The following is a 20,830-nucleotide window of genomic DNA, read 5'->3' on the forward strand; positions in this document are numbered from 1 at the left end:
ACTTCTCCATCGTCCAGCGCAAAGTGCTCACACCCAACGACTTCACCAGCCTTGACCAGGTCGAAGACCGACTCACCGCCTTCGAGCAGCGCTACCACGCGACCGCCCGGCCGTTCAGATGGAAGTTCACCCCGGCCGACATCGAGGACCTGATGGCCCGGATCGAGCGACACAAACAGAAAGAGCAGAACCTCCAACAACCCGCCGGCTGCGATCACCAGCCTGCCGCACACGCCTTGGCCGCATAACCCCCGAAGGACTTACGAACCCGAGCACTTAGTCGAGCGGGCACGGGCGGAGTCGTGGACGTATGAGGAGTTCGGCGCGGCGTGTCTGCAACGCGAGGTGGCCGCCCGTGGCCCACGCCGGTGAGGGACGGATCCGGGCAGCCAGGTCCCGCGGTCCGCAAGTGTCGGAGCAGTCCTGATATTCGCTCAGGACGCCGAACGGGAAGAGCAGCTGCTGGCCGACCTGGTCTGCGGGCCGTGCCTGGGGGCGCCGCCCGATTAGCGGGTATCCCGTGGATCAAACCGGGCGAGTTTGGTCGGGTTGAGGGTGATCAGCACTCGGGTGATCCCCTCGGGAGAGGCATCGATCGCGCACAGTGCGACGACGGATCCTGCCCGGCGGACGAGGACGGCTTCCTGCCCGTTGGACTCGACGAACTCCAGCGAGACGACCGCGCCGAACTTTCTCATGAGGCCGGCGATGTAGCGGGCGACGTCGGCCCGGCCGGTGACCGGTACCCGCGCCGCGCTGGCCATGCCGCCGCTGTCGGCGTAGGAGACGACGTCGTTCGCGAGCAGCTTTTCCAGCTGACCAAGATCACCGGAGCGTGCGGCGGCGAGGAAGGCGTGGAGCAGCCGGCCGTGCTCGGCGGGGGCGACCGGCGCGTGCCGTTCTTCGGCGAGGTGCGTGCGCGCCCGGCGCCCGAGCTGCCGCGCGTTCGCCTCGGTGATGTCGAGGACCTCGGCGATCTGCCGGAAGGGGTAGTCGAAGGCCTCGTGTAGCACGTACACGGCGCGCTCGTGCGGAGTCAGTCGTTGCAGGAGGAGGAGCAACGCAAGTCCGAGAGCTTCGCCCTGCTCGGCTCGGGTTGCCGGGTCGACCGACGTCTGGACCGGCTCGGGCAGCCATGGGCCGACGTAGGTCTCTCGCCGGGCGCGTGCCGATGTCGCCGCGTTCAGAGCGAGCCTGGTCGTTGCGGTAACGAGGAATGCTGTCGGGTCCCGTACCGCCCTGTGGTCTGTGCGCTGCCACCGTAGCCACGTGTCTTGGACGATGTCCTCGGCGTCGTGGACGCTGCCCAGCATCCGGTAGGCGATGCCGAACAGCCGGGGCCGGACCGTGTCGAAGGTCCGCACGGCATCCATCGGGACCTCGCGGTGGGACATGCCTCTCTTTCCTCCCGTTGGTGGCCGCCTGTCGCTGTTTGCCGAGGTCTTTGTCCATCTGGTCTCAGTTTGCCGGTTGCCGCGTCTGGTGCCGGCATACCCGTTCCGTGATTCGAATCGCTGACCGTGTCAGCGCGGGCGGCCGGTAGCGCACGGCCCGGGCAAGTCGTGTCACGGCCTCAGCCTGCCGGTTCAGAGCGGTCGTAGGTCGGCCCTACCGGGCGAGGGCAGCCGGAGAGGTGACGGCAGTCTCCTCGCCGAGCGCAGGTCGGTTGTCACGAATCCCTGCCTCACCTGGTCCTTGATGGTGGATCGGCGAGGCGGCAGCTTCCTGTCTCACCATGTCGACCTCCCGCCCTGCGATCGAGAGGTCCGGAACCGTCGGAAGGTGGCCACCATGACTGATATCGGGCGAAACAACCCAAGTGCGCTCGATCAGATCCCGGACCGCGACCCCGAGGAGACCGCCGAGTGGGCGGCCTCTCTCGACGCCGTCACCGCCGCGGCCGGGCCGCAGCGCGCCTCGTACCTTCTGCGCCGCACTCTCGAACACGCTGAGGGCGTCGGCCTTGCGCTGCCGAAGGTGCTCGAGACCGAATACATCAACACCATCCCGACCGCCGCCGAGCCGGAGTTCCCCGGTGATGAGGAAATCGAACGGCGCATCACCGCGTGGAACCGCTGGAACGCCGCCGCGATGGTGACCCGCGGCAGCCGCTACGGCCTGGGCGGTCACATCGCCACCTACGCCTCCGCCGCCTGGCTCTACGAGACCGGCTTCCAGCACTTCTTCCGCGGTAAGGAGGCCGACGGCTCCGGCGACCAGCTCTACCTCCAGGGCCATGCCGCCCCCGGCATCTACGCCCGCGCCTTCCTCGACGGTCGGCTCACCGAGGGCCACCTCGATCGGTTCCGGCAGGAGGCAGGCGGCGATGGCCTTCCCTCCTACCCGCACCCGCGCCGGCTGCCGTGGCTGTGGGAGTTCCCCACCGTGTCGATGGGCCTGGGCCCGCTGTCGGCGATCTACCAGGCGCGGTTCAACCGCTACTTGCAGCACCGTGGCATCAAGGACACCTCAGCCTCTCGGGTGTGGGCGTTCCTCGGCGACGGCGAGATGGACGAGCCCGAGTCGACCGCCGCGCTCGCTCTTGCCGGTCGCGAAGGCCTCGACAATCTCACCTTCGTGGTCAACTGCAACCTGCAGCGGCTCGACGGGCCGGTGCGCTCCAACTTCAAGATCGTCCAGGAGTTGGAGGCGCGGTTCCGCGCGGCGGGCTGGAACGTCGTCAAGTCACTGTGGGGCTCGGCCTGGGACGACCTGTTCGCGCTCGACACCACGGGCGCGCTCGTCCGCCGGCTGCGCGAGGTCCCCGACGGGCAGTTCCAGACGTACGCGGCCCGGGATGTCGGCTACATCCGCGAGCACTTCTTCGGCGCCGACCCGGCGCTCGTCGAGATGGCGAAGGTGCTGACCGACGCGAAGATCGCCGAGTGCTTCCACGCCTCGCGGGCGGGACACGAACCCCGCAAGGTGTACGCCGCCTATCGGGCCGCCGTCGAGCACCGGGGCGCGCCGACCGTGATCCTCGCCCAGACGGTCAAGGGCTACACGCTCGGCTCCGCCTTCGAGTCGCGCAACGCCAACCACCAGATGAAGAAGCTGACCGGCGACGAGTTCCGCGCGCTGCGCGACCTCCTCGAACTTCCCATCCCCGACAGCAAGCTCAGCGGTGAGGTGGTGCCGTACGTCCACCCCGGCGCCGACTCGCCGGAGGTCCGTTACCTCCACGAGCGCAGGGCCGCGCTGGGCGGGCCCGCCCCGGCTCGCCGTGTCCACCCGGTGGCGCTGCCCGCACCGTCCGCCAAGCCCTTCGAAACGTTGGCCAAGGGGTCCGGTAGTCAGGAGATCGCGACGACCATGGCCTTCGTCCGCCTGGTCAAGGACCTGATGCGGGACCCGGAGACCGGCAGGCGTTGGGTGCCGATCGTTCCGGACGAGGCGCGAACCTTCGGCATGGAGTCGCTCTTCCCCACCGCCGGGATCTACTCACCGCACGGCCAGACCTATGACCCGGTCGACCGCGACACACTCCTGTACTACAAGGAGGCCACGAACGGCCAGATCCTCAACGAGGGCATCACCGAAGCCGGTTCGATGGCCGACTTCACGGCCGCCGCAACGTCGTACGCCACCCACGGCGAACCGATGATCCCCTTCTACATCTTCTACTCGATGTTCGGCTGGCAGCGGACGGCCGACCAGATGTGGGCGCTCGCCGACCAGCTCGGCCGTGGCTTCCTCATCGGTGCCACCGCCGGCCGTACGACGATGACTGGCGAGGGTTTGCAACACGCGGACGGACACTCCCACCTGATCGCATCCACCAACCCGGCGGCGATCGCCTACGACCCGGCCTTCGCATACGAGGTCGCCGTGATCGTCCGCGACGGTCTGCGCCGGATGTACGGCCCGGACGCCGAGGACGTCTTCTACTACCTCACGGTCTACAACGAGGCGAAGATTCAGCCGCCCATGCCATCCGGCGCGGACATCGAGGAGGGCATCCGCAAGGGCCTCTACCGGTACCAGGAAGCCAATGACATGGAGTTGGCAGCGGATGCCCCGCGCCTGCAACTTCTCGCCTCCGGCACCGCGATCCACTGGGCCCTGGAGGCCCAGCGGCTCCTCGCCGGCGACTGGGGTGTGGCCGCCGACGTGTGGTCGGCCACCTCCTGGAGCGAGCTGCGCCGCGACGCTCTGGACTGTGACGCGGTGCGGCTTGAGGGTGAGGATCGTATCCCTTACGTGACCCGGGTCCTGAACGGCGCTCCCGGCCCGGTGCTCGCCGTCAGCGACTGGATGCGGGCAGTCCCGGACCAGATCAGCCAGTGGGTGCCGCAGGACTGGCACTCGATCGGCACGGACGGCTTCGGCCTCTCCGACACCCGTGCGGCCGTCCGTCGCCACTTCGGGGTCGACCCGCAGTCGGTCGTGGTCGCGGCGCTGGCAGCCCTGGCCCGGCGCGGCGACGTCAAGCCCGAGACCGTTCAGGAGGCCCGAAAACGCTACGGGATCGCCTGAAGGCACTCCTGCCTTCGGTTCCCGTCCGTGCCAGTCCTTCGGTATGTCGAGGATGTCGCCGTAGCGGGGCCTTGGTGATTCGCCCGATGGGGATGAGGCAGGGTCACCCCCCGTCCCAGGAGGCTGTCGAGGTACGAGTTCGCTCGGCGCCCGAGAGGTGAAGTGTGCGATCGCGGCGCATGGAGGTCAGGGGCGCGTAACTGACGGTTCGACGCGATCGGGCCGGAGAGGAGAATCAGGTGGAGTACCAGGATTTCATCAACGCAGTGGCCACGCGGGCGAAGGTGTCGACCGATCAGGCGGCGACACTCAGCCGCGCGACGTTGGAGACGTTGGCAGACCGGATCAGCGCCGGCCAGGCTGAGAACCTTGCCTATCAGCTTCCCGGAGGGCTTGACGATTCCCTGCGTAATCCGCCACCACGTAGAGCGGAACATGCCAAGCCGTTCGGGCTCGACGAGTTCGTGCGGCGGGTGGCGGACCGCCCGTCCGTCGACCGTGCGCTCGCCGCTGCCGGCGTCGGCGCGGTGCTCACCACGCTCCGTGAGGCTGTTTCCCGTGACCAGTTCGAGGACGCGGTGGCCCAGCTTCCGAAGGAGTTCCAGCAGGTGATCGAACCGGTGGGTGCCGGTGGCGGGCAGCGCCGCGGGTAGCACGCGCGCACGCCGCGACGCACCCCAACGAATCGGGAAGGAGAACTGGTGAACTACGCCGAGTTTCTCGAAGCGGTGGGGAAGCGGGCGCGAATGCCGGCGACGGAGGCGGCGAACGTCGTCGGAGCCACGCTGACGACCTTGGCGGAAGGGGTCACTGGCGGCGAGGCGCGGCAGCTGGCCACACAGCTACCCGAGGAGTTGCGAGGTTACCTGCACAAGGAAGTGGACTTCGCCGAACGGATCGACCTCGTGGAGTTCCTCAATGAGGTGGGGGCGCGCGCGGGAACGGATGGCGACCGGACCGCTGAGGTTGCCCGCGCCGTGTTGACGACCCTGCGCGAGGCGGTGAGCGCGGAAGACCTGGAGAACCTGGAATCCGAGCTGCCGAAGGACTTCCGTCGGCTGCTCCGTCCGGTGGACCGCAGCGTCGGGGCTTGAACCGAGCCACCTTCCTGGCCCGGTCCGGGTACGGTGCGCGGGTGGAGGTTGGATTCGCCCCGCCCGTCTCCGGCTCGTGGGCCACACCAGAGTGCATGATCCACGTCGCCCGCCGCGCCGAGCAGCTCGGATACCACTCGCTCTGGACGTTCCAGCGCCTCCTGGTCCCCGCCGACCTCGGCTGGAGCGAGACCTACCACAGCGTCCAGGATCCGCTGACCACGCTGGCGTTCCTGGCAGCCCACACCACGCGGGTGAGGCTCGGCGTCGCGGTGCTCAACATGCCGTTCATCTCTCCGGTGCTGCTGGCCAAGCAGACCGCGACCCTCGACATCCTCGCCGCCGGACGGCTCGACGTGGGACTGGGCCTCGGCTGGGCGGATGAGGAGTATCAGGCGACGGGGGTGAGCAAGCATCGGCGGGGCCAGCGGGCCGAGGAGTTCCTCGCCGTTCTTCGTACCCTCTGGCAGGACGACGTCGCCGAGCATCGCGGCGAGTTCTACCAGGTCCCGCCGACGCGTTTGGAGCCGAAGCCAGTGCAGCGGCCGCATCCGCCGATTCTGCTGGGAGGCCAGGCGCCTGTCGCGTTGCGTCGGGCCGGCCGCCTCGCCGACGGCTGGGTCAGCGGCAGCCAGGCGGACCTGACGGGCATCGGCGAGGCGGTCGCGACCGTCAAGGCCGCCGCCGCGGAGGCGGGCCGGGATCCCGGCGCACTGCGATTCGTCTGCCGCGGCGCGGTCCGCGTACGCCCGACGGGCCCGCCCGATCGCGAGCCGCTCACCGGCACGATCGAGCAGATCCGCTCGGACCTCGGCCGACTTGCCGAAGCCGGCATCACCGAAGTGTTCGTCGACCTCAACTTTGATCCGGAGATCGGCTCACCCCGCGCCGACGCGCAGGCGTCGCTGCGCCGGGCCGACGAGGTGCTGGACGCCCTCGCTCCGACCCGCTGACACCCCTGAGCGGCGCTCACCCGGCCGGGTCGGCTGCCGCTTCCGTCGCGGACCACGCCGACCAGCCGGTTACCTGGATCGCGATCATCGGCCCGGCTGGGGGCCGCTGGACGTACTGCGGGTACTTGTCGACCAGCGCCGCGCGGGCCTCGGCCTCCTCCGCGCGGTCCTCCACCAGCCGGCCGTGCCCGTCCAGCCGGACCCACCACAGCCGCGACCAGTCCTCGTCGTACTCGTCGACCAGCAGGCAGGCATGCCCCGTCGCCCGGATGTTCTCCAGCCGGCGCAGCCGCCGATGGCGCTTGGGCTTCTCGTCCACCGCGTGGTAGACGACGTCGTTGAGCAGCACGAAGCACACGGGCACCAGATGGGGACGCCCATCCGCTGCGACGGTGGCCAGCCGGGCCACCCTTGCCGACCGGACCCGATGCCGGATCTCGTCGGCGGGCACAGGCCCGACGGTAACAGCCGACACCGGTCGTGATGACTCGTTGTCGCCGGCGGGCGTCGTCGAGCCGGTGGGTGTGCCGGCGCCGCACGTGGGTACGCCCTGCCGATCGGACCCGGGGAGGCGTGATGGCGAACGAGGCGCCCGACTACTTCCAGCCTGAGGCTGGGCTGGTGCTGACGCACCTGCTGATCGTGCGGGATGTGGACCGTTCACGGGACTTCTATCAGCGGGTGCTGGGGGCGACGGTGGTGCGGGAACGCCAGCCGGCGATCCTGCGGTTCCACAACAGCTACATCGTGATCAACGACGAGGGTGGTCCGACCGACGACAAGCCGGATGTGCAGGCGCAGGCGCCGCCGGATTCGCGGACACTCAGCAGCGCGATGAACATCCGGGTCACCGACGTCCGGGCGGTCTATGAGCAGTGGCGGTCACGAGGTGGGGAGTTCCTGACCGAGCCGAAGGACCATGGCGTCGAGATCCGGTGCTACCTGCGTGATCCGGACGGCTACCTGATCGAGCTCGGCCAGGGCACCGGGATCCTCGTCGAGATGGGTCGCGCAGCCACTGCCTGAGCCTGATGACAGGCGCCGCCGGCACCCTTGGTCACGGCCAGACCAACCATCGTGATCGGGCCCCTGGTGATCAGGGCGAGACTCGTACCTCTACCGAGCTGATGAACCACCGGAAGTCGGACGTGCTGTCAATGGACACGTCGTTTGTGCCGCTGATGTCGAACGAACGCGTCCCGGCGCACACGATGACGGACTGACCCGCGGGCACCGGTCCCGCGCTGAACAGCTGCGCGAAGTAGTGGGCGCCACGGGTCAACTTCACCTGCAGGAAGCTCTCGTCATCGTCGGTCTCCTCGTCGAGGACCGACATCTGGGCATATGAGGGCTCGGACACGTTGGGATGCAGGACGTCGAGCATCAGGAAGTTCCGCTGGCCTGTGCTGGAGTTCGACCATCCCCATTCGTCTTCTGTTTCCAAGCGGTGCGTTGCCTCGACGCACTGCGCGTCGATGAGGACCTCGACCAGGCCGGTGGTGGGCGGCACGAAGGCGAACGCGATGGCGCTGAATGCGTCACCGGACGCGTAGTCGAAGTCGCCGGCGTCGCTGTTGTCCATCGTGATCGAGATGCCCACGTCTCCGACCGACGGGTTCAGCGTGTGAATCCGATCAACGACGAAGTTGTCGTTGTGCACCGGGATGAAGCCGAAGTTGAACCCGAAGAACGGCGGCCGGAACACTTCCCACCGGTGCGGGTCCTGGCTGTCGTCGGGTTCGAAGACTCCCCAGGGGAGCGCGCGATCGTGGAACGGAGACAGGCTCAACCATTTGTCGAGGTTGTTCGAGAGGTGGAATCCGTTGCTGATGTTGTCGTCGACCGTGAAGGCGTCGGTTAGTGAATCGTGGTATTCCGTCGCTATTGCGGCAATGGCCTCGCGCCCGACGTCTCGACTTCGCAGGAATGCGTCGGCCTTGTGTTTCCTGGCTTTGTTGAGTTTCGCGTAGGGCGACCTCAACCCTTGGGGCGGCTGAAGCAGGTCACGAAAAGTCAACCGTTCCTGCCGCATCAGTTGCCTCAAGTCCGCCCAGTTGTCGTCTCCGAGCAGGCGCTGCAGCCGCTGGCTTGCCTGAGCCGACAGTTTCGCGGCCTTGCTACTGCGCTTTTTGGCGATCGTCTGGAGGCGCTGCTCACGCTCCTGCGTTGCCCCGTCCGCCGATCGCTGGGCTTCCACGGGAAACTGGCGAAAATTGCGAACTATTTTATAGGTACTGACCACGTGAACCACCCCACTAAAACGTTGCCTACATGCTGCTTCACATTTGTCTGGCTGGCCATACGGGTTCTGCTATGTATGCAACGCCGCATATGCCGTCAGTTGGCATTAATCGGTCTATTGCCCCTCAGGGCCCTGTGTCGCCGCTGGCCTCGCGTCACCTGCGCGACGAGGGATCCGCGCGACGCGCCCGTCGAACCGCCCAGAGGATGCCTTGGCAGACCACGACACCGGCGCCGGCGTTCAGCACGGCCAGCCCGGACGCGGCAGCGATCGAGCCCGGCTCGATGGTCATCGTGCCCGTGGCGACGAGCAGTATCGGCCAACCAACGGCGGCGATCAGGAGCGGCAGCCACCACCAGCGCCCGAGGAGCAGGCCAACGAGGACCAGGGTCGGGATCAAGGCACGGCCCCTTCGTGTCCTCCGCACCGCCGTCCCTACAGGAACGTCCCGAGACCGTTCCGGCGGCCACGAGGACCGCCGCAGCCAGCTCGTTCTCAGGGAACGTGCGAGGCGTACGTCGACTGGCCCGGATCAGACCTGCGTGATGACGTTCTTGCCGTACGAGGAGAGGGTCTTCTCCTTGTCGTCGTGCATGAGGTAGAGGGCGAAGTTGTGCACCCCGATCTCCTTGAGCTCCTGCAGCCGGTCGACATGGGCTGACTCGGGGCCGACGAGACAGAACCGGTCGACGATCTCATCGGGCACGAAGTCGGTGGACGGATTGCCGGCGCGCCCGTGGTGTGCATAGTCGTAGCCCTCGCGCCCCTCGATGTAGTCGGTGAGCGCCTTCGGCACGACCCCGGAGTCACCGTAGCGGGCGACCAGGTCGGCCACGTGGTTGCCGACCATGCCGCCGAACCAGCGCAGCTGATCCCGTTGGTGCGCGAGGTTGGTGCCCACGTAAGCCGGCGCGGCCACGCACATCGTGATCGAGTCGGGATCTCGACCTGCTGCGGTGGCCGCATCGCGTACCGAGCCGATCGTCCAGCGGGCGATGTCGGGATCGGCCGTCTGCAGGATGAAGCCGTCGGCCTGCTCGCCGACCAGCCGCAGCGCTTTCGGGCCGTAGGCGGCCATCCAGATCTCCAGCCTGCCGTCACGCACCCACGGGATGCGCACCGGCGTGCCGTGGTGTTCGACCTCGTTGCCTTCGGCCAGCTCTTTGATCACGTGCATCGCTTCTTTCAGCGTGGCCAGGCTCGCCGGCGGCTGGCCGATGACCCGCCGGGCCGAGTCGCCGCGGCCGATCCCGCACACCGTGCGGTTGCCGAACATGTCGTTGAGCGTGGCGAAGAGCGACGCGGTGACCGACCAGTCGCGGGTGCTCGGGTTGGTCACCATCGGCCCCACGATCAGGTGCTTGGTCGCGGCGAGGACCTGCGAGTAGATGACGAACGGCTCCTGCCACAGCACGCAGGAGTCGAACGTCCACCCGTAGCGAAACCCGTTGTCCTCGGCGGCGGTGAGGCCGGCCACGACGTCGCGAGCTGGCGGGTCGGTCTGGAGTACGACACCGAAGTCCATCGCTTCTCCTTTTCAACAGTTGCTTAGGCGGGAACCCCGGTCCTTCAGGGCCGGAGGAACGCTGTTGCGGACCAGGATGCTTCTGGTTTTCGATGTACTCCTTGACCACGGCGAGTGGTGCGCCGCCGCAGGACCCGGCGAAGTACGACGGGGACCACAGGTGCGCGCCCCACGGGTACCGGTGCAGGTGCGGTTCGCGCTCCTGGCGCAGTCGGCGGGCCGATACGCCTTTGAGGCTGTTGACCAGTTTCGACAGTGCGAGGGCCGGCGGGTAATGCACGAGCAGGTGGACGTGGTCGTCCTCGCAGTTGAACTCGCGCAGCTCCGCGGAAGTCGGTGCAGACGTCGGTCATGATCTGCTGGCAGCGAGTGAGGATGGGGTTGAGGTGAGCGCGCCCCGCCGGTACTTCGTGGTGAGGACCAAGTGGGCATGCAGGTTGTGGACGACTGAGCGACCTCGGCGAACATCCGGGTGTGGGGTCCATCTGGGTGACATAGGCCGAAGCTACGGTGGTCGTGTGAAGCTGGTCGTGCAGGTGAAGCTGCTGCCGACGCCCGGGCAGGCGTCGGCGTTGGAGGCGACCCTGCGCGCGTGCAACACGGCGGCGTCCGACGTGGCGGCCGTGGCCCGGGAGACCGGGGTGTACCGGAACTACGACCTGCGTAAGCAGGTCTACGCCGGGATCAAGGCTGACTACGCCCTGGGTGCCCAAGCGGCCCAGCATGTGATCAAGAAGGTCTCCGACGCCTACGCCACCTTGAAGGCGAACCTGCGGGCTGGCACCTACGGCAAGCCCGGCTCGAAGCGGCGCCGGAAGGTGGAGACCAATCCGATCGGGTTCCGCTGGAACGCGGCCCAGCCCTATGACGCCCGGATGCTGTCCTGGCAGGCCGATGCCCGGACCGTGTCCATCTTCACCACGCACGGCCGGCTCAAGGGCGTCGCCTATACCGGGTCCGCCGACCAGCTCAAGGCGATCGCCACCAGCAAGACCGGCGAGTCGGACCTGATCTTCCGGGACGGCATGTGGTTCCTGTACGCCACCGTCGAGGTGTGCGAACCTGAACTGATCGACCCGTCCGGCTTCCTTGGCGTGGACATGGGCATCGCTAACATCGCCTACGACTCCGACGGCACTCGCTACGCGGGCGACCGGCTCAACGGCTACCGCCGGCGGCAGCTGCGGTTGCGCAAGCGGTTGCAGAAGAAGGGCACCAAGTCGGCCCGACGGCTGCTGGCGCGGCGCAACAAGAAGGAAGCGCGGCACGCCGGGAACGTCAACCACTGCATCGCCAAGACCATCGTGACCGAGGCTGTACGCACCGGTCGCGGCATCGCCGTCGAAGAACTGACGGGGATCCGCGAACGGGTCCGGCTCCGCAAGCCCCAACGGGTCACACTGCACTCGTGGTCGTTTCACCAGCTCGGCAGCTTCCTGGACTACAAGGCCCGCCGAGCAGGTGTAACGCTGGTCCAGGTCGACCCGCGGTACACCTCCCAGACCTGCAACGGCTGCGGGCACCGCGACAAGCGGAACCGGCCGGACCAGGAAACCTTCCACTGTCGGTCGTGCGGGGTCGTTGCCCACGCCGACCACAATGCGGCGCTCAACATCGCCCAGCGCGGCGTCGAGGGCTGGGGCGCAGTCAACCGTCCGCACGCGGCATCACCCTGCATCCAGTAGGGGGACTGACCTGCAAGCCTGCCCATTCATAGGCGGGTAGTTGACACCAGGTACTGGCTGAGATCGCGCTTCAGGAACCTGCCGTGCCCGGCCGCGCCGTGGAAAGCGTTGCCGTCGACCACGACCCGACCACGGGACAGCACGGTGGAGACCTTTCCGGTCAACTCCATGCCCTCGTACGCGGAATAGTCCACGTTCATGTGGTGCGTGCTGGCCGAGATGGTCTGCTGAGCCGTCGGGTCGTACACCGTGATGTCCGCGTCGGCACCCGGCGCGATGACGCCCTTACGCGGATAGAGCCCGAACATCCTGGCGGGCGTGGTCGAGCTGATCTCCACCCAGCGCGCCAGGGTGATCTCGCCTTTCACGACGCCCTGATAGAGCAGGTCCATCCGGTGCTCGACGCCGGGCATCCCGTTCGGGATCTTGGAGAAGTCTCCCCGGCCCAGCTCCTTTTGGTCCTTGAAGCAGAAGGGGCAGTGGTCGGTGGACACCAGCGACAGGTCGTTGGTGCGCAGGCCCCGCCACAGTTCCGCCTGGTGCTCCTTGGTGCGCAGCGGGGGAGAGGCGACGTACTTCGCGCCCTCGAAGTCGGGCTTGGCCAGATCCTCCAGCGACAGGAACAGGTACTGCGGGCAGGTCTCAGCGAACACGTTCTGCCCGGTGTCACGCGCCTGGGTGACCGCGTCCAGGGCGTGCGCGGCGGAGAGGTGCACGATGTACAGCGGCGCGCCGGTGACCTTGGCCAGCGCGATCGCCCGCGAGGTCGCCTCGCCCTCCAGCTCGGGCGGCCGGGTCAGGCCGTGCTGCACCGGCTCCGTCTGACCGTTGGCCAGCGCCTGGAGGACGAGCTGGTCGATGGCGATGCCGTTCTCCGCGTGCATCATGACCATCGACCCGGTGTCCCGGGCCTTCTGCATCGCCCGCAGGATCTCCCCGTCGGTGGCGTAGAAGACTCCCGGATAGGCCATGAACATCTTGAACGTGTTGACGCCCGCGTCGATGCAGGCCTCCATCTCCTTCAGAGACGTGTCGTTGACGTCTGAAATGATCATGTGGAACCCGTAGTCGATCGCGCAGTTGCCGTCGGCCTTGCTGTGCCACTTGTCCAGCGCGGACAGCACGGACGTGCCCTTGCCCTGTACGGCGAAGTCGACGATGGTCGTCGTGCCGCCCCAGGCTGCCGCGATTGTCCCGGTCTCGAAATTGTCCGCCGAGAACGTGCCACCGAACGGCATCTCCATGTGGGTGTGGCCGTCGATGCCGCCCGGCACCACGTACTTCCCGGCGGCGTCGATCACGCGCTCGGCACCGGACGCCCACTGATCGGCCAGACCCGAGTCGGGCGCGGCGAGCGCCGCTATCCGCTCGCCCTCGACCAGCACGTCCGCCGGGTACGCCCCGGTGGCGTTGACGACTGTTCCGTTGCGGATGACGATGCTCACGGCTTCACCAGCGATTCGTACGTCTCGGGACGCCGGTCGCGGTAGAAGGCCCACAGGTCACGGACCTCGGCCAGCTTGTCCATGTCCAGGTCGCGGACGACGACCTCCTCCTCGGTGTCCGACGCCGCGTCGCCGACCAGCTGCCCGCGCGGGTCCACGAAGTACGACTGGCCGTAGAAGTCGTTGTCGCCCAACGGCTCCACGCCGACCCGGTTGATCGCGCCGACGTAGTACTCGTTGGCGACCGCGGCCGCGGGCTGCTCCAGCCGCCACAGGTACTCCGACAGGCCGCGGCTCGTCGCCGACGGGTTGAAAACGATCTTCGCGCCGGCCAGGCCGAGCGCCCGCCAGCCCTCGGGGAAGTGCCGCTCATAGCAGATGTAGACGCCGATGCGCCCCACGGCGGTGTCGAACACCGGATAGCCGAGGTTCCCCGGCCGGAAGTAAAACTTTTCCCAGAACCCCTTCACCTGCGGAATGTGGTTCTTCCGGTGCTTACCGAGGTAGGTGCCGTCGGCGTCGATCACCGCGGCGGTGTTGTAGTAGACACCGGGCTGCTCCTGCTCGTACATCGGCACGATCAGCACCACGCCGTGCTGCTCGGCGACCTCGCGCATCAGCGCGGTCGTCGGCCCGTCCGGGATGGCCTCCGTGTACGAGTAGTAGTCCGCGTCCTGGATCTGGCAGAAGTACGGGCCGTAGAACAACTCCTGCAGGCACACCACCTGTGCGCCCTGCGAGGCGGCGCTGCGGATCGCTTCCACCGCGTTCGCGATCATCGACTCCTTGTCGCCGGTCCACTTCTGCTGCACCAGCCCGGCTCGGATGATGTTGCTCACTTCTCCCCCTTCGCGTGCGCGGTGCGCGGCATCGACAGCGCCAGGTAGACGAGGAACCCGGCGACCAGCCCGACCACCCAGCTGTAGTCGTAGAGTGGTTTGAGGAACGGGATGAGCCCGTCGGACGGGAACGGCCCCTTGCCGGGTGCGGAGTAGGCGCCACCCACCGCGAGGACCGCGCCGACGACGGTGGCGAGGACCGCTGCCCAGTTCCAGCCGCCGGAGAACCAGTACCTGCCCTCGGGGCGGTAGAGGGCCGGCAGTTGGAGCCTGGTGCGGTTGCGAACCCAGTACCCGGCGACGAGTACGCCGGCGACCGCGCCGAGCAGGCCGCCGTAGAACCCGAGCCAGACGAAGATGTAGATGTTGGGGTCCTGCACCAGCCGCCACGGCTGGATCAGGATGCCGAGCACGCCGGTGATCAGCCCTCCGGTCCGGAAGTTGACCAGTCGGGGCGCGGCGTTAGAGAAGTCGTACGCCGGACTGACCGTGTTCGCGGCGACGTTCACCGACAGCGTGGCGACCACGACGGTGAACAGGCCGAGCGCGACGACCAGCGGGTTCTCGAACTTGGCCGCGAGCTGGATGGGGTCCCAGATGGCCTCGCCGTAGATCACGGCCGTGCCCGAGGTGATCAGGATGGACAGGATGGCGAAGAACGACATCGTGGTCGGCAGGCCGAGGATCTGGCCGGTCGCCTGCTGCCGCTGGCTGCCGCCGAACCGGGTGAAGTCGGGGATGTTCAGCGACAGCGTCGCCCAGAAGGCGATCATCCCCATCAGTGACGGCGCGAACAGCTTCCAGAAGTCGGCGCCCCAGCCCAGCTTCGACGGCTGGGACAGGATCGGGCCGAGCCCGCCCGCCTCGACCAGCACCCAGATCAGCAGGGCGACGGCGACCACGATGACGAACGGTGCGGCCCAGTTCTCGAAGCGCCGCAGGGTGTCCATGCCCCGCCAGATGATCGCCATCTCGATCGCCCAGAACAGGAAGAACGAGGCCCACAGCGTCCACGGGTAGTCCATCACCGTCGCCGCGTCGACCCACCAGGAGCCGAGCAGCTTGCCGGCGATCGCGTAGATCGCCTCGCCGCCGATCCAGGTCTGGATGCCGAACCAGCCGCACGCGATGAAGGCGCGGAGCAGGGCCGGGAGGTTCGCGCCGCGGACTCCGTAGAACGCGCGGGCGAAGACCGGGAACGGGATCCCGTACTTCGTGCCCGCGTGGCTGTTCAACAGCATCGGGATCAGGACGAGCAGATTGCCCAGCGTGATCGTGAGGAACGCCTGCACCCAGTTCATGCCGAGCTGGATGAGCCCGGCGGCGAGCAGGTAGGTGGGGATGTTGTGCGCCATGCCGATCCACAGCGCCGCGAAGTTGTACGTGGTCCAGGTGCGCTTCTCGATGGGCACCGGGGCGAGCTCTTCGTTGAAGTACGGGCTGTCGGCGATCGTGGAGAAGTCACGCAGCTCGACTCGGCCATCCGGATGCGTGATCTGTGTGCCCGGCTCGACCGCGGTGGTTTCGGCGGGGGGCAGGGGTTCAACGGCCATCGCTCACCTCGCTGTTACGCTGCCGCAACAGTGGCCGGCCAACCGGCGCGGGTGCTGCGGGTGGGGGCGGATCAGCTCGATCTTTATCTCGGAATGGTGGGTGTCCCGGACCCGCCACGGGCAGCGGCAAAGTGTCCACGCTTGGCATGATCGGGGCACACTCTGTCCACGGCATGCCCACGCCGGGCTGTCAATCGGCGCGGCGGATGGATTGGGGCCTCCTGCTGGCCCCTTGACCCGTCAGGCGTCGTCGAGTTCGTGCACCAGCAGCGCGACGTACAGCGACAGCATCGATTCCGGGTCTTCCAGCGACACCCCGAGCACCTGCGCGATCCGCGACAGCTGCTGGTAGTAGGCCGTACGCGACAGATGCGCGGCGGCGGCCGCCGCCGACTTGTTCCCGCCCTGCTCGCAGAAGCAGCGCAGCAGCTCCACGAGCCGGGTGCGCTGGTTGGCGTCCCGCGCCAACAGCGGACCCAACTCGCGGTCCGCGAATGCCCGGACCCGCTCGTCCTCCCGCAACAGATGTAGGAGGCCGCGCAGGCGCACGTTGTCCAGCTTGTGGTAGAGCTGCGTGCCGGGGGAGCGTAGGGCCGCCCCCGCCACGTGGGCGGCCTCGCTCAGGCTGCGGCGCACCTCGGCGACGTGTGAAACTGTGGTGCCGACCGCCACAAGCACCGGACCGGACGCGGAGCGGTGCACCTCTCTTGCCAACCGGCGCAGTACCCCGTCCACTCCAGTCTGCGCGGGCAGTGACAACAACGCGCGAACGCTCGTGTCGTCCACGATGCCCACCAGGGCGGGCACGGCCAGCCGCCGCGCGGCCAACGCGGTCGCCTCCGCGAGGTCGCGCAACACCTCCTGCGTGGCCAGTGCAGGGGCGCGTGGCGTCACGGTCGCGGGCCGGATCGCGACCCCGATCAGCTGCCGCCGATCGAGGCCGACGCCCAGCGCGGCCGCCCGGGCGGCGAGATCCGGGGGCGGTACTGCCTGACCGAGCAGTTGCGCGAGCAACATGCGGTGCGTCTGCCGCTCCAGACTCTCCCGATCGCGCGCCACGAGCCGATGCACCGCCAGCGCCGACGCGGCCCGCTCGGCAACCACGACGTGCCGATGCGGCGGAGGATCCGGCGAGAGCAGGACCAGGCGCCCCCAGTCGGCGCCCTGCGCGCCGACCATCGTGACCAACCAGCCGGCCTCCTCGTCGTGGGCGGTCCGCTCGGGCGCCACCACGGACCGGGACCGCTGACCCCAGTCGGCCAGCAGCTCGGCGGGATCCTGCCCGGCCGCGTCGTAGGCGAGCACCTCGTGCCCCAGCGTCTCCAGCACGACCGGCAGTCCGGAGATCCTGGCCACCTCGCGCAGCACTTCCGCCGGCTCCGCTCCGGCCACGGTGAGCGAGGTGAACGTCTCGTGCACCTGCTCGGCAGCCCGCAGCTCGGCGAGCTGCGCGTCGACGATCAACGCCACCACCGCCTCGGTGACGGACACGAACCGCGTCTCCTCCGCCAGCGTGATCAGGGGGAGTCGGTGCCGGTCGGCCGCCGTCACGAGCGCCTCTGGTATCCCGTCACTCCAGCGCCGGACCAACTCGATCACCAGTCCCGCCGCGCGGACCGCCGCCAGGTCGTCGACGTACCGGGTGAGCGCCGCCGCGTCGTCCGGCAGCGCGATTCCGGTGGTCAGCACCAGTTCTCCGCCGCGCAGCAGGTGCGCGATGTCGGCGACCTCCGCCACGTGGACCCAGCGGACTCGGTCCTGCATGCCGGCCGATCCGGCCACGACGTGCGGCTTCGCGCGCCGGATCACCGGTAGCGCGATGGCTTCTGCGACGGAGGGATACATCGCAGCCTCTCCTCGGGCGGGAATGCACACAACGTAATGCCCTAGCGACCAGGGCGGTACAGGTTGTGCATAGCGGTTGGACAACGAATGCGTCCACACTCGCCGTAGGGACGAGATAGGGGGACGAGATGGCGCACCGCGAGCTGCTGGCCAGGCACCGGTCCGTGATGCCCAGATGGCTGGCGCTGTACTACGAGCAGCCGATCGAGATCGCCACCGCGCAGGGCCGCCGGGTGACCGATCGCGAGGGACGGACCTACCTCGACTTCTTCGCCGGCATCCTCACGAACGCGATCGGCTACGACGTGGCCGAGATCAGCGACGCCATCCGCTCGCAGCTCGACACCGGCGTGCTGCACTCCTCCACGCTGTACCTGATCAAGTCGCAGGTCGAGCTCGCCGAGAAGATCGCGCAACTGTCCGGCATCCCGGACGCCCGGGTGTTCTTCACCAACTCGGGCACCGAGGCGAACGAGACCGCCCTGATGCTCGCCACCCAGTACCGCCGCAGCGAGCAGGTGCTCGCCCTGCGCAACTCCTACCACGGCCGCGCATTCGCCACCGTCGCGATCACCGGCATCCGCGGCTGGTCGGCCAGCGCCCTCAGCCCGATCAAGGTGAGCTGGGTGCACGGCGGCTACCGCTACCGCAGCCCGTTCCGGGATCTGTCCGACCCGGACTACATCAAGGCCTGCGTCGCCGACCTGCGCGAGATCATTGAAACGACGACGGCGGGAGACGTCGCATGCATGATCGTTGAGCCGATCCAAGGCGTCGGTGGCTTCACCACCCCACCCAACGGGCTGTTCGGCGAGTTCAAGAAGGTGCTCGACGAGTACGGCATCCTCCTCGTCTCCGACGAGGTGCAGACCGGCTGGGGCCGCACCGGCGAGCACTTCTGGGGCATCCAGGCGCACGACGTCGTGCCCGATGCGATCACCTTCGCCAAGGGTCTGGGCAACGGCCTGGCGATCGGGGGCGTGGTCGCCCGTCCTGACCTCATGGACTGCCTGCGGGCCAACTCGATCTCCACTTTCGGTGGCAACCCGCTCGCCACCGCCGGCGCTCTCGCCTCGCTGAACTATCTGCTGGAGCACGACCTCCAGGCCAACGCCGCGAAGCTGGGCAGCCGCCTGCTCGACGGCCTGCGCGCCGTCGCCGCGGCGCACCCCGTGGTCGGCGACGTCCGCGGCAAGGGCCTGATGATCGCGCTGGAGCTCGTCGGACCCCACGGCGCACCCGACCCGGCGGCCGCTGCCGCCCTGCTCGAGGAAACGCGGGAACGTGGGTTGCTCGTCGGCAAGGGCGGCCTGTACGGCAACGTCATCCGCCTGGCGCCGCCGATGACCCTGACCCAGGCCGAGGCCGAAGAAGCCCTCGAGATCCTCACCTCGTCGATCGAGGCCGTGGCCAAAGAGGTGCAGCAGCGATGACGACCACGCACTGGATCGGCGGCAAGCCATGGAACGGTGTCGCCGAGCGCACCGGTGACATCTACGACCCCGCCACCGGCCAGGTCTCCGGACAGGTCGACTTCGCAACCGCCTCGGTCGTCGATGAGGCGGTCGCCGCCGCCGACGAGGCGTTCACCCGATGGCGTAGCGCATCCCTCGCCCGGCGGATGAGCGTCATGTTCTCCTTCCGGGAACTGCTCAACGCCCGAAAGTCCGACCTCGCCCAGATCATCACCGCCGAGCATGGCAAGGTGCTCTCCGACGCCGCGGGGGAGATCCAGCGTGCGCTGGAGGCGGTCGAGTTCGCCTGCGGGATCCCGCAACTGCTGAAGGGCGGGTTCAGCGAGAACGCCTCGGCCCAGGTGGACGTGTACTCCATCCGGCAGCCGCTCGGCGTGGTCGGGGTGATCACCCCCTTCAACTTCCCGGCCATGGTCCCGCTGTGGTTCGTGCCGAACGCCATAGCGTGCGGCAACACGGTGGTGCTCAAGCCGAGCGAGAAGGACCCCTCCGCGTCGAACTTCCTGGCGGAGCTGTTCGCGGAGGCCGGGCTGCCGGACGGCGTTCTCAACGTCGTGCACGGCGACAAGGAGGCGGTCGACCGGATTCTCGAACACCCGACGGTCAAGGCCATCTCGTTTGTCGGCTCCACTCCGATCGCCCGCTACGTCTATGAAACGGGCACCCGTAACGGCAAGCGGGTGCAGGCGCTCGGCGGCGCGAAGAACCACATGGTCGTACTGCCCGACGCCGACCTCAACCTCGCCGCCGACGCCGCCAGCTCGGCCGGCTTCGGCTCGGCCGGCGAGCGCTGCATGGCCATCTCCGTCGTCGTGGCCGTCGACCCCGTCGGTGACGAGCTCGTCGGCAAGATCAGCGAACGGATCGCGGCACTCCACGTCGGCGACGGCCGTCGCCCGGGCTGCGAGATGGGGCCGCTGGTCACCGGCGCTCACCGCGACCGGGTGATGTCATACCTGGACGCTGGTCGGTCCGCGGGGGCGCAGCTGGTGGTCGACGGGCGGAGCCACCCGATCGACGGTGAGCAAGCCGGCTTCTGGCTCGGACCGACTCTCTTCGACCATGTCGACAGCGACATGTCCATATACACCGACGAGATCTTCGGACCGGTCCTCTCGGTGCTCCGGCTGCCCAGCTACGACGCCGCCGTCGAACTCGTCAACGCCAACCGGTACGGCAACGGTACGGCGATCTTCACCAACGACGGTGGCGCAGCTCGCCGGTTCCAGAACGAGGTCGAGATCGGCATGATCGGGGTGAACGTCCCGATCCCGGTCCCGGTCTCGTACTACTCCTTCGGGGGTTGGAAGGACTCACTGTTCGGTGACACTCACGCGTACGGGCCAGAGGGAGTGAACTTCTTCGTCAGATCCAAGGTCGTCACCAGCCGGTGGCTCGACCCGTCCCACGGTGGCGTGAACCTCGGCTTCCCACAGAACAGCTGAGCACCGGCCTGAATCAACTGCGCCCGGGGACGGCCATCTCGCGGCATCGGGGCGGCCTGCTGACCTCCAGGCCGGTGTAGCAGCGTTGCAGGATGTCCAGCGTTCCGGCAGTGGCGCCGAGGTGTATGCCGTTCCGCGTCGAGCTGTGCTCCGGATCCGCGAGGTCGGTGCCGAGTGCGGTCAGCAGCATCTCGAAGGATCGGCCGCGATCGGTGCGGGCCAGCACCCATGCGTGCGCGACCCGGCTCAACGT

General features: G+C 68.1%; 19 protein-coding genes and 2 pseudogenes. 10 read left to right on the forward strand and 11 right to left on the reverse strand.

The window, feature by feature from the left end:
• Positions 1-248 (forward strand): hypothetical protein (locus ABZU69_RS28410; RefSeq protein WP_354967371.1); only part of this gene is annotated, 248 nt, incomplete at its 5' end.
• Positions 214-394: pseudogene (locus tag ABZU69_RS28415) on the forward strand (hypothetical protein); the annotation flags it as partial. The gene ABZU69_RS28410 and the pseudogene ABZU69_RS28415, both read left to right, overlap by 35 nt.
• Positions 395-506: 112 nt before the next feature.
• On the opposite strand, the gene ABZU69_RS28420 reads toward ABZU69_RS28415, so the two are convergent.
• Positions 507-1,394, reverse strand: a complete 888-nt coding sequence (locus ABZU69_RS28420) for an RNA polymerase sigma-70 factor (RefSeq protein WP_354967372.1) — start codon at positions 1,392-1,394, stop codon at positions 507-509.
• A gap of 397 nt (positions 1,395-1,791) precedes the next feature.
• On the opposite strand from ABZU69_RS28420, the gene aceE reads away from it, so the two are divergent.
• From aceE to ABZU69_RS28440, 4 genes are all read left to right on the forward strand, one after another.
• On the forward strand, positions 1,792-4,476 hold the full coding sequence (gene aceE / locus ABZU69_RS28425; RefSeq protein WP_354967373.1) for a pyruvate dehydrogenase (acetyl-transferring), homodimeric type: 2,685 nt from the start codon (positions 1,792-1,794) through the stop codon (positions 4,474-4,476).
• A gap of 239 nt (positions 4,477-4,715) precedes the next feature.
• The gene (locus ABZU69_RS28430) at positions 4,716-5,129 is read left to right on the forward strand and encodes a DUF2267 domain-containing protein (protein ID WP_354967374.1); all 414 of its coding nucleotides are present in this window, start codon (positions 4,716-4,718) and stop codon (positions 5,127-5,129) included.
• A gap of 48 nt (positions 5,130-5,177) precedes the next feature.
• Entirely contained in the window at positions 5,178-5,570 is a 393-nt protein-coding gene (locus tag ABZU69_RS28435) for a DUF2267 domain-containing protein (protein WP_354967375.1), read from the forward strand.
• Complete coding sequence (locus ABZU69_RS28440) at positions 5,567-6,523, forward strand: TIGR03619 family F420-dependent LLM class oxidoreductase (protein WP_354967376.1); 957 nt, start codon at positions 5,567-5,569, stop codon at positions 6,521-6,523. Before ABZU69_RS28435 ends, ABZU69_RS28440 begins: the two co-directional genes overlap by 4 nt.
• 16 nt (positions 6,524-6,539) lie before the next feature.
• Here ABZU69_RS28440 and ABZU69_RS28445 read toward each other — a convergent pair whose 3' ends face one another.
• Complete coding sequence (locus ABZU69_RS28445) at positions 6,540-6,974, reverse strand: TIGR03668 family PPOX class F420-dependent oxidoreductase (RefSeq protein ID WP_354967377.1); 435 nt, start codon at positions 6,972-6,974, stop codon at positions 6,540-6,542.
• Between the two features lie 125 nt (positions 6,975-7,099).
• On the opposite strand from ABZU69_RS28445, the gene ABZU69_RS28450 reads away from it, so the two are divergent.
• Positions 7,100-7,549, forward strand: a complete 450-nt coding sequence (locus ABZU69_RS28450; RefSeq protein WP_354967378.1) for a VOC family protein — start codon at positions 7,100-7,102, stop codon at positions 7,547-7,549.
• 70 nt (positions 7,550-7,619) lie between these two features.
• Here the strand turns inward: ABZU69_RS28450 and ABZU69_RS28455 are convergent, their stop codons facing one another.
• From ABZU69_RS28455 to tnpA, 4 genes and pseudogenes are all read right to left on the reverse strand, one after another.
• Complete coding sequence (locus ABZU69_RS28455) at positions 7,620-8,765, reverse strand: hypothetical protein (RefSeq protein ID WP_354967379.1); 1,146 nt, start codon at positions 8,763-8,765, stop codon at positions 7,620-7,622.
• A 154-nt stretch (positions 8,766-8,919) separates the two neighbouring features.
• Positions 8,920-9,165 carry a hypothetical protein gene (locus ABZU69_RS28460; RefSeq protein WP_354967380.1) on the reverse strand — a complete coding sequence of 82 codons (246 nt, stop codon included), beginning with the start codon at positions 9,163-9,165 and terminating at the stop codon, positions 8,920-8,922.
• Between the two features lie 132 nt (positions 9,166-9,297).
• Positions 9,298-10,290 carry a TIGR03842 family LLM class F420-dependent oxidoreductase gene (locus ABZU69_RS28465; RefSeq protein ID WP_354967381.1) on the reverse strand — a complete coding sequence of 331 codons (993 nt, stop codon included), beginning with the start codon at positions 10,288-10,290 and terminating at the stop codon, positions 9,298-9,300.
• 61 nt (positions 10,291-10,351) lie between these two features.
• A pseudogene (gene tnpA, locus ABZU69_RS28470) lies at positions 10,352-10,786 on the reverse strand (IS200/IS605 family transposase); the annotation flags it as partial.
• Between the two features lie 22 nt (positions 10,787-10,808).
• On the opposite strand from tnpA, the gene ABZU69_RS28475 reads away from it, so the two are divergent.
• Positions 10,809-11,975 carry a transposase gene (locus ABZU69_RS28475; protein ID WP_354967382.1) on the forward strand — a complete coding sequence of 389 codons (1,167 nt, stop codon included), beginning with the start codon at positions 10,809-10,811 and terminating at the stop codon, positions 11,973-11,975.
• A gap of 26 nt (positions 11,976-12,001) precedes the next feature.
• Here the strand turns inward: ABZU69_RS28475 and hydA are convergent, their stop codons facing one another.
• The 4 genes from hydA to ABZU69_RS28495 all read right to left on the reverse strand — a co-directional run bounded on the left by hydA (position 12,002) and on the right by ABZU69_RS28495 (position 17,657).
• Positions 12,002-13,420: a dihydropyrimidinase gene (gene hydA, locus ABZU69_RS28480; protein WP_354967383.1), complete on the reverse strand. Its 1,419-nt coding sequence runs from the start codon at positions 13,418-13,420 to the stop codon at positions 12,002-12,004.
• Positions 13,417-14,259 (reverse strand): nitrilase-related carbon-nitrogen hydrolase, encoded by an 843-nt coding sequence (locus tag ABZU69_RS28485; RefSeq protein WP_354967384.1) that lies wholly within the window; start codon positions 14,257-14,259, stop codon positions 13,417-13,419. Before ABZU69_RS28485 ends, hydA begins: the two co-directional genes overlap by 4 nt.
• A complete protein-coding gene (locus tag ABZU69_RS28490) occupies positions 14,256-15,812 on the reverse strand; it encodes an NCS1 family nucleobase:cation symporter-1 (RefSeq protein ID WP_354967385.1) in 1,557 nt (518 codons plus the stop codon). Before ABZU69_RS28490 ends, ABZU69_RS28485 begins: the two co-directional genes overlap by 4 nt.
• Positions 15,813-16,052: 240 nt before the next feature.
• Positions 16,053-17,657, reverse strand: coding sequence for a PucR family transcriptional regulator ligand-binding domain-containing protein (locus tag ABZU69_RS28495; protein ID WP_354967386.1), 1,605 nt, complete (start codon positions 17,655-17,657; stop codon positions 16,053-16,055).
• A 128-nt stretch (positions 17,658-17,785) separates the two neighbouring features.
• Between ABZU69_RS28495 and ABZU69_RS28500 the strand changes: the two genes are divergently transcribed.
• Together ABZU69_RS28500 and ABZU69_RS28505 are read left to right on the forward strand one after the other, a co-directional pair.
• A complete protein-coding gene (locus ABZU69_RS28500) occupies positions 17,786-19,090 on the forward strand; it encodes an aspartate aminotransferase family protein (RefSeq protein ID WP_354967387.1) in 1,305 nt (434 codons plus the stop codon).
• A complete protein-coding gene (locus ABZU69_RS28505; protein WP_354967388.1) occupies positions 19,087-20,577 on the forward strand; it encodes a CoA-acylating methylmalonate-semialdehyde dehydrogenase in 1,491 nt (496 codons plus the stop codon). Before ABZU69_RS28500 ends, ABZU69_RS28505 begins: the two co-directional genes overlap by 4 nt.
• A 13-nt stretch (positions 20,578-20,590) precedes the next feature.
• Here the strand turns inward: ABZU69_RS28505 and ABZU69_RS28510 are convergent, their stop codons facing one another.
• Positions 20,591-20,827, reverse strand: coding sequence for a hypothetical protein (locus ABZU69_RS28510; protein ID WP_354967389.1), 237 nt, complete (start codon positions 20,825-20,827; stop codon positions 20,591-20,593).
• Positions 20,828-20,830: the final 3 nt, after the last annotated feature.

This window comes from Micromonospora sp. NPDC005206 (assembly GCF_040608175.1).
GTDB lineage: Bacteria > Actinomycetota > Actinomycetes > Mycobacteriales > Micromonosporaceae > Micromonospora.